This window comes from Bacillus sp. FF-1, assembly GCF_028548245.1.
GTDB lineage: Bacteria > Bacillota > Bacilli > Bacillales > Bacillaceae_G > Bacillus_A > Bacillus_A paranthracis.
This window is the reverse complement of sequence record NZ_JAQQGG010000005.1, coordinates 104,839-119,325: the sequence shown is the minus strand read 5'-3', so window position 1 is coordinate 119,325 and position 14,487 is coordinate 104,839. Positions and strand designations below refer to the sequence as shown.

Here is a 14,487-nt window from a genome sequence, read left to right as displayed (position 1 = left end):
AATTAGTATTTGTGTTATCTGGAAAAATTAAGAGTAACGGAAAGAAGAGGTCTATAGCAATGAAAAAGAAAATCCTATTATGGATATTAGGGATTATAGGAGTAATAATTATAGGTGGTGGAGTATATGCCTATAATGTATATTCCAAAGTCTCAAAAACATTAGATGAAGTTCATAAACCATTAAAGCGTGATGAAGGTAATAAACAAGAAGAAAAAATCAATAAATCTGAACCGGTATCAATCTTATTATTAGGAGCAGATGAACGTGGTGAAGATAAAGGGCGTTCAGATTCTTTAATGGTTATCACTTTAAATCCTAAAAATAATTCAATGAAAACTGTAAGTATTCCTCGTGATACGTATACTGAAATTGTTGGAAAAGGTAAAAGTGATAAAATCAACCATGCTTATGCATTTGGTGGAGTAGATATGTCTGTCGCAACTGTAGAAAAGTTCTTAAATGTACCTATTAACTACTATATTGAAGTGAATATGGAAGGATTTAAGGATATTGTCGATGCAGTAGGCGGTGTAGATGTAAATAATGATTTAGAGTTTTCTCTAGAAGGAAAGCACTTCCAAAAAGGGAATATCCACTTAACTGGTGACCAAGCTCTAGCATTCACACGTATGCGTAAAGAAGATCCTCGCGGAGACTTCGGACGCCAAATGCGTCAACGTCAAGTGATGCAAGCTGTTATTAAGAAAGGTGCAAGCTTCTCTTCTTTATCAAGCTACGGTGATGTGTTAACAGCGATTCAAAAGAATGTGAAGACAAACTTAACACAAGATCAAATGTTTGATATGCAAAAGAATTATAAAGATTGCTTGAAAAATAGTGAGGATATTCAAATTCCAGGTGACGGTCACAAAGCCGCTGATGGTATTTGGTACTACTATGTTCCAGATGCAGCGAAACAAGATTTAACGAATAAGTTAAGAGCGCATCTTGAAGTGACTAAGTAATATGTAATAACCCAACTCCTTTGGTAGGAGTTGGGTTTATTTTTGCGTGAATTTATATTAGTATTATATGTTGTGAGAATAATAGATGAGGTGAATCGATGAATAAGAAAGCAGTACTTGTCCTAGTTATTTTTGTATTGTTTGTCGCTTCGGTTGTGAGCGGTAAATTATATTGGAATAAGAAGGTTGCAAATGCGACAGGGCAGACGAGTGAGGTAACGAAGTCTGAAGTGAAAGATAGTGGGGCGAAGAAAGCAGAGAAGAAACAAGATGCAAAGTCATCTTTTAATGAAGCATATGCGAAGAATTTACCAGATGAAGTGAAAGAGAAGGTAAAGAAAGCTGCTGAGGATAAAAAGGCAGTAAATCTTGTTATTGTTGGTGATGAAGCTTCTTCATCTGCAAAAGATGCTTGGGCAGCTAAGTTAACTGCTAACCTAGATGCTTCTTATGGTAAAGGGTTATGGAATGTGACGGTAAAGGAATATAAGGGTGAAAGTACAGAAGAGTTAATTGCGAATAAACGTGATAAAGAGATTGCGAAAGAAAATCCAGATGTGATTTTATTCGAGCCACCATTTATTACCGACAATGGTAAGACTGGTAATGGAAACTCAGTTCCGAGTACGCAGAAATTTGTACAAGCACTTTCTACTAGTGCGAAGGGTGCTACGATTATGATTCAGCCACCAAACCCAGTGTATGGTGCGAAGAATTATCCGAAGGCAATTGAGGCGTTAAAGCAATTTGCGATGCAAAATAATTATACATATATTGATCATTGGGGAGCGTGGCCAGATGCAACAACAAAGGCTATCCTACCATACTTAAAAGAAGAGTTTGGTTTCCCAACTGCTAAAGGTCATGAAGTTTGGGCACAATATGTAACGGATTATTTCGTTGCTAAGTAATAAAGGTACACAAAAGGTATACGAGCAATCGTATACCTTTTATAATAAGAGAGTGAATAAAAAATCCTAATATATAGTAGGAGGAAGACAATGAGTTCAATCCTAATCTGCGGCGGAGCTGGTTATATCGGTTCTCACGCTGTGAAAAAATTAGTAGACGAAGGTTTATCTGTAGTAGTAGTAGATAACTTGCAAACGGGTCATGAGGATGCAATTACGGAAGGTGCGAAGTTTTATAATGGTGACCTTCGTGATAAAGCATTTTTAAGAGATGTGTTTACACAAGAAAATATTGAGGCTGTTATGCATTTCGCAGCTGATTCTTTAGTTGGAGTTAGTATGGAGAAGCCTCTTCAATATTATAATAATAACGTGTATGGTGCACTTTGTTTATTAGAGGTAATGGATGAGTTTAAGGTAGATAAGTTTATTTTCTCTTCTACTGCGGCGACGTATGGTGAGGTAGATGTAGACCTTATTACTGAGGAAACGATGACAAATCCAACGAATACGTATGGAGAGACGAAGTTAGCAATCGAGAAGATGCTTCATTGGTATAGCCAAGCTTCTAATTTACGTTATAAGATTTTCAGATACTTTAACGTGGCGGGTGCAACTCCAAATGGTATTATTGGGGAAGATCACCGTCCAGAGACGCATTTAATTCCTCTTGTATTGCAAGTGGCGTTAGGTCAACGTGAGAAGATTATGATGTTTGGTGATGACTATAATACACCAGACGGTACTTGTATCCGTGATTATATTCATGTTGAAGATTTAGTAGCAGCTCACTTCTTAGGTCTTAAAGACTTGCAGAACGGCGGAGAGAGTGATTTCTATAACTTAGGAAATGGTAATGGTTTCAGCGTAAAAGAAATCGTTGATGCAGTTCGTGAGGTTACAAATCATGAAATTCCTGCTGAGGTAGCACCGCGCCGTGCGGGAGATCCAGCACGTTTAGTTGCTTCTTCTCAGAAAGCGAAAGAGAAGTTAGGTTGGGATCCTCAGTATGTAAATGTGAAGACAATCATTGAGCATGCTTGGAATTGGCATCAGAAGAAACCTAATGGGTATGATAAGTAAGACTAATAAGTGAAGGAGAGGGTATTGTCGTTCAACATATGTTCGACAATACCCTCTCTTTTTTTATAAGATTTTTGCTATACTAAAATGTACTTATAATACGAGATGGAAGGAGGAGAATAATGAAAATACTTGTAGTTGATGATGAATCGAGTATTCGTAATTTGATTCGGATGCAGCTTGAGATGGAAGGGTATGAAGTACTTACGGCGGCTGATGGGAAAGAAGCTTTAGAGAGATGGAAGGAAGGGCCGGATGTTTTGATTTTGGATGTTATGCTTCCGGATACAGATGGGTATGAGTTACTTCGTTTGTTCCGGGAGAAGGATCGGGATATTCCAGTGCTCATGTTAACTGCGAAGAGTCAGATGAATGATAAATTGCTTGGCTTGCAGCTGGGCGCTGATGATTATGTGACGAAGCCATTTAATTATGCGGAACTTATTCTTCGGGTTAAGAATATGGCGCGCCGCGTGAAGAAGAAAGAGGTAACGGTAAGCCATGAAGTAATCGGGGCGGGAGAGATAACGATTTGTCCTAAGGAAAGAAAGGTGCATGTGAGTGGACAAGAGGTTCAGTTAACGTACCGAGAGTTTAATTTATGTCAGTTGTTTGTTTCAAATCCGCAACGTGTATTTATGAGAGATGAGTTGCTTGAGAAGGTATGGGGATTTGAGTATATCGGAAATACGAGAGCGGTTGATATTATGGTGCAAAGACTGCGGAAGAAGCTCGGGAAGAGCGGGGAATATATTAAGACGATTTATGGCGTTGGCTATAAACTGGATTGTTAAGTGGTGATGGTATGTCTTTAAAAAGAAATATGGTGTTTGGAATCGTTGGACTGTTAATCCCGATTTTTGTCCTTTTGTACGCAGTTGTTTATATTACGTTAGAAAAGAATATGTATCATAATGCGGCAAATTCTTTAGAAAAGTTAAGTGTAGAAGCACAAATTTATACGATGAATTATTTAGAGAAGGAAGCAGAGGTCGAGACGCTCGGTCCAAATTCACTTTTAATTGCTTCGTATTTAGCGAAGCGCATGGATGTCCGTGTACAGATGATTGGGAAGAATGGAGATGTTGTGGCGGATACGCAAAAGGGAGCGCTTCTTCATCGGAATATTGATATCGAGAGTTCCTTGAAGGGAAAGAAATCTTATGTGTTTGAAGAGGGAGACCCAGCTCCAATTCTTTTGTTTTCAAGCCCGGTTTATTATGGAAACGATGTCATTGGTAGTGTTCGTTTTATAAATGAGTTAACGGGTGAGAAGGAAGTTTTAACAAATGTTGGTTGGACGTTTTTAATGACGTCTCTTTGTCTTGTAGCTGCAGGTATTTTCTTTGCAATTCGTTTGGCGAAGTCTCTTCATAAGCCGATTGATCAGTTAAGACAAATGGCGCACCGGCTTGCGAATGGTGATTATAAAAGTAAGATTGAGCTAAATGAATATGTGGAAATTGCGCAGCTTTCAGCGTCTTTTAATGCGATGGCTGATGGGATTGAACTACATATTAAGCAATTGAAAGAGGAGAAAGAGAAGCAGAAAGATTTCTTAGACCGTATTACGCATGAGCTAAAAACACCGCTAACGGCGATTATTGGCTATGTGGATTTAATTCCGAAGTTAAAGGCGAAGGAAGATGTACAGGAGAGCTTGCGTTATGTAGCTGTAGAAAGTGAGCGCTTATTATCACTTGTAGAGGAATTACTTAAGTCTTCAAAGTACGGAACGAGTACGTTTGAAATATCACCTACAGTTGTGAATATAAAGGAGTTAGCCGAAGAAGCAGTTTCAATCGTGAAACCTCGTCTGCAGAAGTTTGAGATTGAAGTTATCAATGAGTTAACAGATGTATATGTTGTTGCCGATTTCGATAAGACGAAACAGATTTTCTTAAACGTACTTGATAATGCGATAAAATATAGCGATGCTACGCAAATTCGTATGAATGTCATTGTAAATGAGCGTGAGGCGAAGGTGTTTGTTCATGATGATGGCATTGGTATCGATGAAGGGGTGCTGGCAGAGTGGAATGAATCGCCAGAAGGGAAGGTACTTTCTTCTAGTTACGGGAATGGGTATGGTTTGTATATTTGTCAGGAGATTATGAATAAGCAGGGCGGAAGTATGCGGATTGAGAGTAGTGAAGAGGTTGGTACTACCATATTTATTACATTCTTACTTCCGAGACGGATGGAAGACATAAAAAACTTGAAAGCGGTTAAATGATACATTTATGAAACAATTATGCGGTATTTTCGAAACAACGTTTTTTTATCTTGGAGGTAGGCAGAAATGAAAAGGCTATCATTTCAAATTCTTATGTTTGTCTTTTGTATCATTGTTTCTCTTATTTTGTTTTATGTGATGGAGAAGCAAATATATAATCGGATCACAATTGTGAATGACAAACAAGCTGTTTTACAAAGAGTGAATGAATCCCTGCCTACTGAAATGAAGGTTAGGCATGAAAAGTGGGGAGAAATTGTTATAACGGATGAAGTTCGTTTGCATACGATTGTTTCATTCTTTGACCGAATTCAAATCAATCCGAGTGAAGCTAAGAATCAAGAACAAGTATTTACTGGAGAAGTAACGTACTTGAATGGTCAGAAACGTACTTTTGCAGTAGGTGACTTGTTCCAGTACGGGGCTGATATGTACGGAAAGAATGGTACGGATCCAATGATTTCAGCATTGCAAACGTATTTGTTAAGCCTGTATTACACACCGGAACGTATTCATGATTTTTTTGCGTCAGCACAGGATGTCATAGTACGCCAAGGTGATGTAGAACGTGCGGTGAATGTTACGCACATACTTGATTCGATTCGGTATGCAAAGCAAATTACAGATTACGGAGAAATTCAGAAGTTATTACAATCACAGAATGAACCGATCGCTTATATTACCGCTTATAAAACTGGTAAGCGTATAAAGAATGAGCGTGAAGACATTCTTACTATTTCTGTGTATCCATCGTATTTTGTTGTGCAATATCTCGGTGATAATAATGGGAATGTCATGTATATGAAAAGCTCCCTCGCAAATGTATTTGTAAAGGAGAATGTGTCATGAGAAAGATAGCCTTTTTCTTCTTTTTGCTAGTAATTGGAGGAGCGATGTCTAGTTGCTCTCGAGATACAACCTCTATTAAATATAATAAAAGTGGTCTTCCTATTTTGAATGATCGTCATCTTGTTGCATATGTAGCGGCTCGCGAGGAAGTTGGGGAAGCGTTGCTTTCATCATTTTGTAAACCACGCGGCTGTACGTATGAATTTATTCGTCTTTCGACAGAAGAGCTTCTTCGGAGGGTAGAAGAGGAAGCTGGAAATCCGAAAGCGGATATTATTATTGGCGGTACGGTAGACGCGCATCAAATGATGAAGCAAAAAAACCTATCTATTCCTGTTACGAGCCAGCATGCGAACCGTATTTCAAAAACTGTTAAAGATAAAGACGGCTATTGGTACGGTTATGAAGTAGAGAAGCTGGCAATTGCGATTAATAAAGAGCGGTGGAACGAAGAATTAGCCCCGCTCGGACTTCCTTATCCATCAAGGTGGCAAGATTTATTAAATCCAGTATATAAGGAAAAGATTGTTATGCCAGATCCAAATGTTTCAGGAACAGCTTATACGTTTTTTCAATCACTTATTGATACTGTAGGTGAAGAGAAAGCGAAAGAATATGTTAAGAACTTTGCAGGGCAAGTTGGTGAAGTAACGGTGAATGGTTACATGCCAGTAGAGCTTGTTGCGAGTGGTGAATATATGATAGGCATCAATTTTATGGGAGATCAAAGAATGCTTCAAAAACAAGGCTTTCCAGTTGTAAGTATCGTACCTGAGCAAACAGGGCTATCTGTTAATGCGATTTCGAAACTAAAGCGTGCACCGAATGGTATTATTGCGGATTTATTTATTGATTATTGTTTATCAGAAGAAGCGGGTCACATTTTAGAAAAGGTTTCGTTTGGCGTACCAACGATGTTTACGAAGAACGAGAAAGAAATAGAAGGACAGCCGGTTAGAAGAACAAACCAACATATATCAAATAGTGGAATAATCGAGATATGGAATAGACAACGTCTCTCTCAGAAGTGAGAAAAGGAGACGAAAGAATATGTTTAAATGGCTCAAGCCAGCACCTGCAATTGAAAGATTGCCTGCGGATATGATCGACCGTGTATATCGATTACTACGTATTCGTGTGTTAATCGGAATTTCAGTTGGATATGCTGCTTATTATTTAGTTCGTAGTAACTTTACGTTATCAAGTACGTATTTAGTACAAGAATATGGTTTTAGTACAGCTCAAATTGGTCTACTAGGTTCAGTAATGGCAATTGTTTATGGATTTAGTAAGTTCTTTATGGGGAATTTATCAGATAAAGCTTTCGCCCAGCGCTTTATCGCAGTCGGTTTATTCTTATCAGGGCTTGTAAATATTTGCTTCGGTTTTGCATCTTCATTTGGGATGATCGTTACATTACTTGTTGTGAATGGTATTGTACAAGGTATGGGTGCACCTCCTTGTAGTATCGTTATGACGAAATGGTTCTCGAAGAAAGAACGTGGTACGAAAACAGGTCTTTGGAATATTTCACATAACGTTGGTGGAATGCTTGTGCCACCACTTGTCGGAATTGGTGTAGGTATTTTTGGTGAAAACCATTGGCAAGGCGGCGTGTTTATTTTCCCAGCGATTATCGCAATGGTAATTGCAGTTCTTGTTTGGATTAATGCGAAGGATACACCGGAATCAGAAGGTCTTCCTCCAATTGATGAGTATCGTAATGACTATGAAAATCTTGAAAAAGCAGATCATGCTAACAAGATGTCACCAAAAGAAATTTTAATGAAGTATGTAGTGAAAAATAAATTTGTATGGTTCTTATGTATTGCAAATGCATTCGTTTATTTAATTCGTTTCGGCGTTATTAACTGGGTTCCACTTTATTTAACGACAGTTAAAGGTTTCTCAAAAAATGAAGCACATGCGGCGTACGCAATCTTTGAAGGTATGGCAATTCCAAGTTCATTAATCGTTGGTCTTTTAAGTGATAAATTATTTAAAGGAAAACGTATGCCATTATGTATCATTAGTATGGTCGGAGTTGTTATTGGTACGTTTGTATATTGGCAAGCAACTAGCATACTTGTTGTAAGTATTGCAGTTTCTATTATCGGTTGTTTAATTTATGTACCACAATTCTTAATTGGTTTAAGTGCGATGGAATTAGTACCGAAATTTGCAGTAGGTACGACAGTTGGTATGTGTGGTCTGTTCGGTTACGTAGGCGGAAGTCTTGTAGCAAACGCAGCAATTGGTGTTATTGTTGATCGTTCTGGCTGGGATGGTTGCTTCATCTTACTATTAACAGGTGCTATTTTATCAACAATCTTCTTGTTCATTGTTCAACGTGGACATGAAAGCAAAGCGCCTAAAGCAGCGTAATATTTTGTTTGAAAAGCTATCCAATTATTATTTTGGATAGCTTTTCTTATATTAAGATAATCTTTCCTTAAATCTATCTTAAAAGACATAATGTCATATTTCTAATCATTGGAATTTTTGTTACAATATAAATGGATGTGTAAAACTTTGTAAAAAGAATGTAATAATATGTAATTCGTTTTCAGAAAGTTTTATACAATTTTATATTAAACTATTAAGTTATAAAAAGGAGAGAGAATATGGTACCAAATACGGTTCGTACTCCAAACAAGAAGAAGAAATGGATTATTATCGGGGTTATTGCACTAATTGTTATTGTAGCAGCAGTTAATATTTTTGTAATGCAAGGGAAGAAGAAGGGGGCATCAACATCTGCTGATGCTGTAAGTTTCGAGAAGGTAACGGAGCGTAAGCTGAATAATACGAAGTTAATTTCTGGTCAGGTGAAACCTGGGAATATTGAAAGTTTTTATGCGGATCCGGCCAAAGGAAAAGTGAAAGATATTGAGGTAAAAGAAGGACAAGAGGTTGAGAAAGGTGCGAAGTTATTCTCTTATGATAATGAAGAGATTAATCTTCAAATGAAGCAAGCTGAGCTTGATCAGAAGATGGCAGATATGCGTTATGATCAAGGGAAGAAGAAAATTGATTCGCTGAAGAAAGAAATTAAGAAAGCGAAAGATAGCGGAGCTGGGAAAGAAGTAACAGATCCGATGGAAGAGCAAGTAAGTGAGTTAGAGATAGCGCAAAAGACAACTGATCTTGAGAAAGAAAAAGGGAAGTTGCAGAAAGAAGAGTTAAGTAAAAAGCAGAAAGAGCTTACGATTTATAGTAATTTTGCTGGTGTCGTTCAAAAGTTAGATAAAGATGCGGCGCAAAGTTCATCTCAAGCGTTAGGTGGTCAAGGGAAAGCATTTTTACAAGTGGCTTCTAAAGATCCATTCCAAATTCAAGGTACGTTAACGGAGCTTCAAAAATCACAAATTCAAAAGGATCAAACATTTACTGTAACTGCGAAAGCAAATAATAAGAAGAAGTGGACAGGTAAAATTACAGAGGTAAGTGAATTCCCAACGAGTGCAGAGATGGCGCAAGCTGGCGGTATGGGTGAAGCGACTCAAAATATGTCTCAATATACATATAAAGCAAGTCTTGATAGTCAAGATGGTTTATCTCCAGGTTATCACGTTTCTCTGCAAGTAAATTTAGAGAATAAGAAGATGGTTGCTGTTCCGACTAAGAGCATCGTAGAAAAAGACGATGATGCATTTGTTTATGTTGAGGATAAAGGGAAGCTTCGCAAACAGAATGTGAAAAAAGGTTCTACTGATGGAGACTGGACAGAGATTACTGAAGGCGTAACAGTGGGGCAAAAGGTGGTTAAAAATCCTTCCGACGATGTGTATGACGGAATGGAAGTGAAAGAGAAATGATTACGTTAAATAATATTGCTAAAACGTATTATCAAGGGAAATTGGCAGTGCCGATTTTGCATGGTATTAGTTTAACAATTCAAGGCGGGGAGTTCGTTTCGATTATGGGACCGTCTGGTTCTGGTAAGTCAACGCTTATGAATATTATCGGCTGTTTAGATCGTCCAACAGAAGGCGAATATATGCTCAATGATGTGAATATCTTAACAGCAGACGAGTCAAAGCTTGCTTTAATTCGTAATGAATATATCGGTTTTGTGTTTCAGCACTTTAATTTGCTGCCGCGTCTTTCAGCAGTCGAAAATGTTGAGCTTCCGCTCGTATATGGTGGCATAAAGAAAGCAGAACGTCGCCAGCGTGCTTTAGAGGCGCTTGGTAAAGTTGGATTAGCGGACCGCGTACATCATTTACCGAACGAATTGTCAGGTGGACAGAAGCAGCGTGTCGCAATTGCAAGAGCGATTGCGAATAATCCAACGTTCATTATGGCCGATGAGCCGACTGGTGCACTTGATACGAAGTCTGGTGAGCAAGTTATGGATATTTTCACGAAGCTTAATGCGGAAGGTACAACAATTGTTATGGTTACGCATGAAGAGGAAGTAGCAGCGTATTCTTCCCGACGCATTGTACTGCGAGACGGGAAAATTACAGAAGATAGAAGGTGTGCGGTATGAGTTTACTAGATAGTATAAAAATTGCCCTATCTTCTATTTTAGCTCATAAACTGCGTTCAGCTCTTACGATGCTCGGTATTATTATCGGGGTAGGTTCTATTATTACTGTCGTTGCAATTGGGCAAGGCGGGGAAGCAATGCTGAAGTCGAAATTCGCAGGTTCTGGTGGTAATAATCTTATGCCAATTCAATTTCAACCAGATATTAATGATGAGTTTGCTATGGGTGGATTTGAAATGCCAAAGTTAACGGAAGAGGATATTTTGGAAGTAAAACAAGTGAAAGATGTTTCACACGTTATTACGACAAACCGGAATTCAGAGGTGCTTGATGTAAATGATAAAAAGGCAAATCTGAATGTTATTGGTCTTGATAATGAATATTTTGCAGTTAATAAAGTAAAGGTCGTAAAGGGACGTACTTTAAGTGAATCAGATATTACTCATGCAAATAACGTTGTGATGATTAGTACAAAAACAGAAGAAACGTTATTTAAGGACGTAAACCCAGTTGGACAAATTATTGAGATGAAGGGGCAGCCAATGCAAATTGTTGGTGTGTATACCTCTGATAATGAGTTTATGGGATTTGAAATGGAAGAAGCGCTAATCCCTCTTACGTTATGGCCTGTTTTATACGGAACAGATGAGATTCAAAACATCGCAATTCAAGCTAAAAATGTAGACGATTTAGAAGCAGCTGGGAAACAGGCTGTTGATGTATTAAATAGTCGTAAGCCAAGTGAAATTCCAGGTAAATATGAACTGGTAAACTTAAAAGAATTCCAAGAAAATGTTTCTAAGGTAACTAATATTATGACGATGATTATCGGTGGTATCGCGGGTATTTCATTAGTCGTTGGTGGTATTGGCGTTATGAACATTATGCTCGTATCTGTAACGGAGCGTACGCGCGAAATTGGGATACGTAAAGCACTTGGGGCAACGCGTAGTAAAATTTTATTACAGTTTTTAATTGAAGCAGTTATGTTAACACTTCTAGGTGGTTTGATCGGAATTGGTCTTGGATATGGCGGAGCATATATCGTTTCCACGTTCGCAAAATGGCCACCACTCGTTTCATGGGAAGTTGTCGTTGGAGGCGTACTGTTCTCTATGACACTTGGTATTATCTTTGGATTAATTCCAGCAAACAAAGCTGCGAAATTAGATCCAATTGAAGCATTACGTTATGAGTAATTACTAGTGTAGTAGAACTATACACTACCGTTCTAGTGGGCGGTTCGTAGCCTCTATATGAGGAAGTGAACCGCCCGTTAGAACGGGTTATATACATAGAAGGAGGCGTATAATGGAAGCTAATGTGAATACACAAAAAGCTGGCGGAGAGAGACCGTCATTGTTTGGAATGATTACTTCTCCTGGTTTACAGTTTGAGAGAATGAAGACGAGCGAGAAAGTTTGGGGTATGTTCTTCTTAATGGCGATATTACAGGGGCTTTTAAGTGGTCTTACTACGTACGTTACGAATACGTCACCTGAGATGGTGAAAATGAAAAAAGAACTAGGTGAATTTGCAGGACAGAGTTCACTGACATCTGATGTTATTTCCAGTCTTGTGTCGGGTACTGTAGGTGGTATGCTGGTAACGTTCATTGTTGCAGCTATTTATAAAATATTTATGATGTTCTATGGGAATGATACCCCTTATAAAAAACTAGTAACGATTATTGTATATGCGAACATTGTTGTTATTATTGGTGGATTTATTAATGGAATTATAGCTTTAATTTTAGGTGAAGCACCAAATGCATATACAAGTTTAGGACCACTATTTGAGCAAGGTTCACTCGCTTATGGAATCGGTAATACAATTGAAGTGTTCTATTTATGGAATATCGTTTTAATTTGGTTAGGACTACAAATTACAGCGGGAGTAAGTAAAGTAAAAGCAGCTATTCCGATTATCGTTTTATTTATCATTAAAGCATTATTCTTAGCAGCAATTGTTATGTTAATTGCGGCATTTTTACCAAATATGCTAGTATAAATAAGGAGGCGTTATAATGGAAACGAATATTAATACGCAAGATGCAGGTTCAAAAAAGCCATCATTATTTGGAATGATTACTTCTCCAGGTGAACAGTTTGAGAGAATGAAGACTAGTAATGCAGTTTGGGGTGCATTTTGGATACTTGTTTTATTAGGTGGACTTGTTGGGGGATTTGCTGCTTATGTATATTCTCTAACACCTGAAGCTATTAAGCTTAATAAGGAACTAGGTGTTACTGTTTCAGCTGGAATGACATATGGTATGGGATTCGGTGTAGGTGCCCTTGGTATGGGGTTTAGTTTCTTAATAAGTGCTGTGGTGTATAAAGTATTAATGGTGTTTATGAGCAATGATACTTCTTATAAAAAATTATTGGCGATTACTGTATATTCAAGTGTTATTACATTAATTGGTGTATTAATAAATATAATTTTAGCCTATATTTTAGGCGGATCGGGTCAAGAAATGTACACTGGCCTAGGACCAATTTTCGCCTCGAGTAGTGGTGTTGTAAAAGGTATTGTAGATAAATTTGAAGTGTTTACAATTTGGGGATATGTGGTTACATGGTTAGGTCTTCAAATTACAGCAGGCTTAACTAAAAAACAGGCAACAATTATTACTATTGTTTTCTTTGTCTTAACTCTTGGAATGGGAGCTTTACAAGGTATGTTCCAATAAGGAAATAAAATAAAAAAGGTGGCTCTTCGGAGTCACCTTTTTTATTTTTACCCTTATTTCAAATAGCACCAACAAAATTTCAAATTCTACCCATTGTAATTTCAAATTTCAGCGATACTATTTAAAATTACTCACAGTGAATTCCCCTCTTTATTTTTATATTGTGGAGGTACCGGCGGAATAACAAAGAGGTATACCTTTTAGAAGTGGGTACTGTGTGAAACCAGCGACTTTTAAAGAGGCAGTTGTGTTGTATGAAGGTATGATTGTGAATCAAATAAAGAAGTTAGGGATTTATCAAGATTATGAAGAGTATTATCAATGTGGGTTAATCGGTCTTTGGCATGCGTATGAAAAGTTTGATGCGGAGAAAGGGAGCTTTCCTGCATATGCAGTTGTAACGGTACGTGGTTATATATTAGAGAGGTTGAAAAAAGAATTCACAGTGCAAGAAAAGTGTGTATGTGTAGGAGAGTATGAGGATATCTTTCGTTTTGAAGATATTGAAATGAAAGTGAAGGATTTTATGAGTGTATTAGATGAGAAGGAGAAGTATATTATTTTTGAACGTTTTTTTGTAGGAAAGACGATGGGGGAAATCGCTTTAGAGACAGAGATGACCTATTATCAAGTGAGGTGGATATATCGGCAGGCGCTTGAGAAAATGCGAAATAGCTTAAGAGGATAAATAGTATCATAAGAATGGAAGGCAAGAGATATTGCTTTCCATTCTACTTATTTTGTTAAGGTAGTAAATGTAATAAGAGGTTTTTGAATTGTAGTGAATCTTGCATGTTCATACGTGATAATACATATCCAGCTTTTAATAATTGTTGTTTTAACTTATGGGGACTGATATGTATAGTTGTAGTTGTGCCATTTGAAAAATGAATGGTAGCTTTTTTACTTTTTTTGAAAAACTCTATGTCATCTATATGGTTATAAAACAGCCATATACAGTTTGGAGAAGAAGGAGACTCTGTTGGGAAAGCACAAATATATTCTCGATGATTAATTGGAATCGGGACATTTTGTTTGAAATGAAAGTTTGTTTGAACTGCTTTCCGTCTGCCTTGATAAGTAGAGTGAACATTGGTTAAACAAGATTTTTTTATGAGCTGGAGAGCGGTTTGACAGGAGTAAAGATGGTTCCCACTACTGTCGATCACTTTTGTGTAATAAGAAGGGTGCTTGCAAGGTTCTAACATCATTGTTGAATTAGAAATAATAATAGCATTTTCGTCATTCAT

Annotated in this window: 15 protein-coding genes; 14 read left to right on the top strand and 1 reads right to left on the bottom strand. The window is 37.6% G+C overall.

The window, feature by feature from the left end:
- The first annotated feature begins 59 nt into the window (after window positions 1–59).
- From tagU to PQF83_RS17950, 14 genes are all read left to right on the top strand, one after another.
- The gene (tagU, locus tag PQF83_RS18015) at window positions 60–968 is read left to right on the top strand and encodes a polyisoprenyl-teichoic acid--peptidoglycan teichoic acid transferase TagU (protein WP_000727146.1); all 909 of its coding nucleotides are present in this window, start codon (window positions 60–62) and stop codon (window positions 966–968) included.
- 98 nt (window positions 969–1,066) lie between these two features.
- Complete coding sequence (locus tag PQF83_RS18010) at window positions 1,067–1,879, top strand: SGNH/GDSL hydrolase family protein (RefSeq protein WP_001034197.1); 813 nt, start codon at window positions 1,067–1,069, stop codon at window positions 1,877–1,879.
- 90 nt (window positions 1,880–1,969) lie between these two features.
- Complete coding sequence (gene galE, locus PQF83_RS18005) at window positions 1,970–2,962, top strand: UDP-glucose 4-epimerase GalE (RefSeq protein WP_000095013.1); 993 nt, start codon at window positions 1,970–1,972, stop codon at window positions 2,960–2,962.
- A 122-nt stretch (window positions 2,963–3,084) separates the two neighbouring features.
- Complete coding sequence (locus PQF83_RS18000) at window positions 3,085–3,756, top strand: response regulator transcription factor (RefSeq protein ID WP_000699558.1); 672 nt, start codon at window positions 3,085–3,087, stop codon at window positions 3,754–3,756.
- Window positions 3,757–3,767: 11 nt separating this feature from the next.
- Complete coding sequence (locus PQF83_RS17995) at window positions 3,768–5,198, top strand: HAMP domain-containing sensor histidine kinase (RefSeq protein WP_000054049.1); 1,431 nt, start codon at window positions 3,768–3,770, stop codon at window positions 5,196–5,198.
- Window positions 5,199–5,264: 66 nt separating this feature from the next.
- Window positions 5,265–6,047 (top strand): DUF3919 family protein, encoded by a 783-nt coding sequence (locus PQF83_RS17990; RefSeq protein WP_000826595.1) that lies wholly within the window; start codon window positions 5,265–5,267, stop codon window positions 6,045–6,047.
- Entirely contained in the window at window positions 6,044–7,078 is a 1,035-nt protein-coding gene (locus PQF83_RS17985) for an ABC transporter substrate-binding protein (protein ID WP_001225631.1), read from the top strand. Before PQF83_RS17990 ends, PQF83_RS17985 begins: the two co-directional genes overlap by 4 nt.
- A gap of 19 nt (window positions 7,079–7,097) precedes the next feature.
- Window positions 7,098–8,432, top strand: coding sequence for an MFS transporter (locus PQF83_RS17980; RefSeq protein ID WP_000477605.1), 1,335 nt, complete (start codon window positions 7,098–7,100; stop codon window positions 8,430–8,432).
- Between the two features lie 239 nt (window positions 8,433–8,671).
- Window positions 8,672–9,865, top strand: a complete 1,194-nt coding sequence (locus tag PQF83_RS17975; RefSeq protein ID WP_000249042.1) for an efflux RND transporter periplasmic adaptor subunit — start codon at window positions 8,672–8,674, stop codon at window positions 9,863–9,865.
- Window positions 9,862–10,542: an ABC transporter ATP-binding protein gene (locus tag PQF83_RS17970; protein WP_000631616.1), complete on the top strand. Its 681-nt coding sequence runs from the start codon at window positions 9,862–9,864 to the stop codon at window positions 10,540–10,542. Before PQF83_RS17975 ends, PQF83_RS17970 begins: the two co-directional genes overlap by 4 nt.
- Complete coding sequence (locus PQF83_RS17965; protein WP_000054372.1) at window positions 10,539–11,741, top strand: ABC transporter permease; 1,203 nt, start codon at window positions 10,539–10,541, stop codon at window positions 11,739–11,741. The genes PQF83_RS17970 and PQF83_RS17965 overlap by 4 nt, the downstream gene beginning before the upstream one ends.
- 112 nt (window positions 11,742–11,853) lie before the next feature.
- Window positions 11,854–12,552 (top strand): Yip1 family protein, encoded by a 699-nt coding sequence (locus PQF83_RS17960; RefSeq protein WP_000387989.1) that lies wholly within the window; start codon window positions 11,854–11,856, stop codon window positions 12,550–12,552.
- 16 nt (window positions 12,553–12,568) lie between these two features.
- Window positions 12,569–13,237, top strand: coding sequence for a Yip1 family protein (locus PQF83_RS17955; protein WP_000449615.1), 669 nt, complete (start codon window positions 12,569–12,571; stop codon window positions 13,235–13,237).
- A 217-nt stretch (window positions 13,238–13,454) separates the two neighbouring features.
- Window positions 13,455–13,925, top strand: coding sequence for a sigma-70 family RNA polymerase sigma factor (locus PQF83_RS17950; RefSeq protein ID WP_000801289.1), 471 nt, complete (start codon window positions 13,455–13,457; stop codon window positions 13,923–13,925).
- 55 nt (window positions 13,926–13,980) lie between these two features.
- Here PQF83_RS17950 and PQF83_RS17945 read toward each other — a convergent pair whose 3' ends face one another.
- Window positions 13,981–14,487 carry a competence protein ComK gene (locus tag PQF83_RS17945; RefSeq protein WP_000997432.1) on the bottom strand — a complete coding sequence of 169 codons (507 nt, stop codon included), beginning with the start codon at window positions 14,485–14,487 and terminating at the stop codon, window positions 13,981–13,983.

What these genes read in the sequence shown, in the direction of transcription:
- tagU (WP_000727146.1), top strand. Translation starts at nt 60, where the DNA reads ATGAAAAAGAAAATCCTATTATGGATATTAGGGATTATAGGAGTAATA.
- PQF83_RS18010 (WP_001034197.1), top strand. Translation starts at nt 1,067, where the DNA reads ATGAATAAGAAAGCAGTACTTGTCCTAGTTATTTTTGTATTGTTTGTC.
- galE (WP_000095013.1), top strand. Translation starts at nt 1,970, where the DNA reads ATGAGTTCAATCCTAATCTGCGGCGGAGCTGGTTATATCGGTTCTCAC.
- PQF83_RS18000 (WP_000699558.1), top strand. Translation starts at nt 3,085, where the DNA reads ATGAAAATACTTGTAGTTGATGATGAATCGAGTATTCGTAATTTGATT.
- PQF83_RS17995 (WP_000054049.1), top strand. Translation starts at nt 3,768, where the DNA reads ATGTCTTTAAAAAGAAATATGGTGTTTGGAATCGTTGGACTGTTAATC.
- PQF83_RS17990 (WP_000826595.1), top strand. Translation starts at nt 5,265, where the DNA reads ATGAAAAGGCTATCATTTCAAATTCTTATGTTTGTCTTTTGTATCATT.
- PQF83_RS17985 (WP_001225631.1), top strand. Translation starts at nt 6,044, where the DNA reads ATGAGAAAGATAGCCTTTTTCTTCTTTTTGCTAGTAATTGGAGGAGCG.
- PQF83_RS17980 (WP_000477605.1), top strand. Translation starts at nt 7,098, where the DNA reads ATGTTTAAATGGCTCAAGCCAGCACCTGCAATTGAAAGATTGCCTGCG.
- PQF83_RS17975 (WP_000249042.1), top strand. Translation starts at nt 8,672, where the DNA reads ATGGTACCAAATACGGTTCGTACTCCAAACAAGAAGAAGAAATGGATT.
- PQF83_RS17970 (WP_000631616.1), top strand. Translation starts at nt 9,862, where the DNA reads ATGATTACGTTAAATAATATTGCTAAAACGTATTATCAAGGGAAATTG.
- PQF83_RS17965 (WP_000054372.1), top strand. Translation starts at nt 10,539, where the DNA reads ATGAGTTTACTAGATAGTATAAAAATTGCCCTATCTTCTATTTTAGCT.
- PQF83_RS17960 (WP_000387989.1), top strand. Translation starts at nt 11,854, where the DNA reads ATGGAAGCTAATGTGAATACACAAAAAGCTGGCGGAGAGAGACCGTCA.
- PQF83_RS17955 (WP_000449615.1), top strand. Translation starts at nt 12,569, where the DNA reads ATGGAAACGAATATTAATACGCAAGATGCAGGTTCAAAAAAGCCATCA.
- PQF83_RS17945 (WP_000997432.1), bottom strand. Translation starts at nt 14,487, where the DNA reads ATGAATGACGAAAATGCTATTATTATTTCTAATTCAACAATGATGTTA.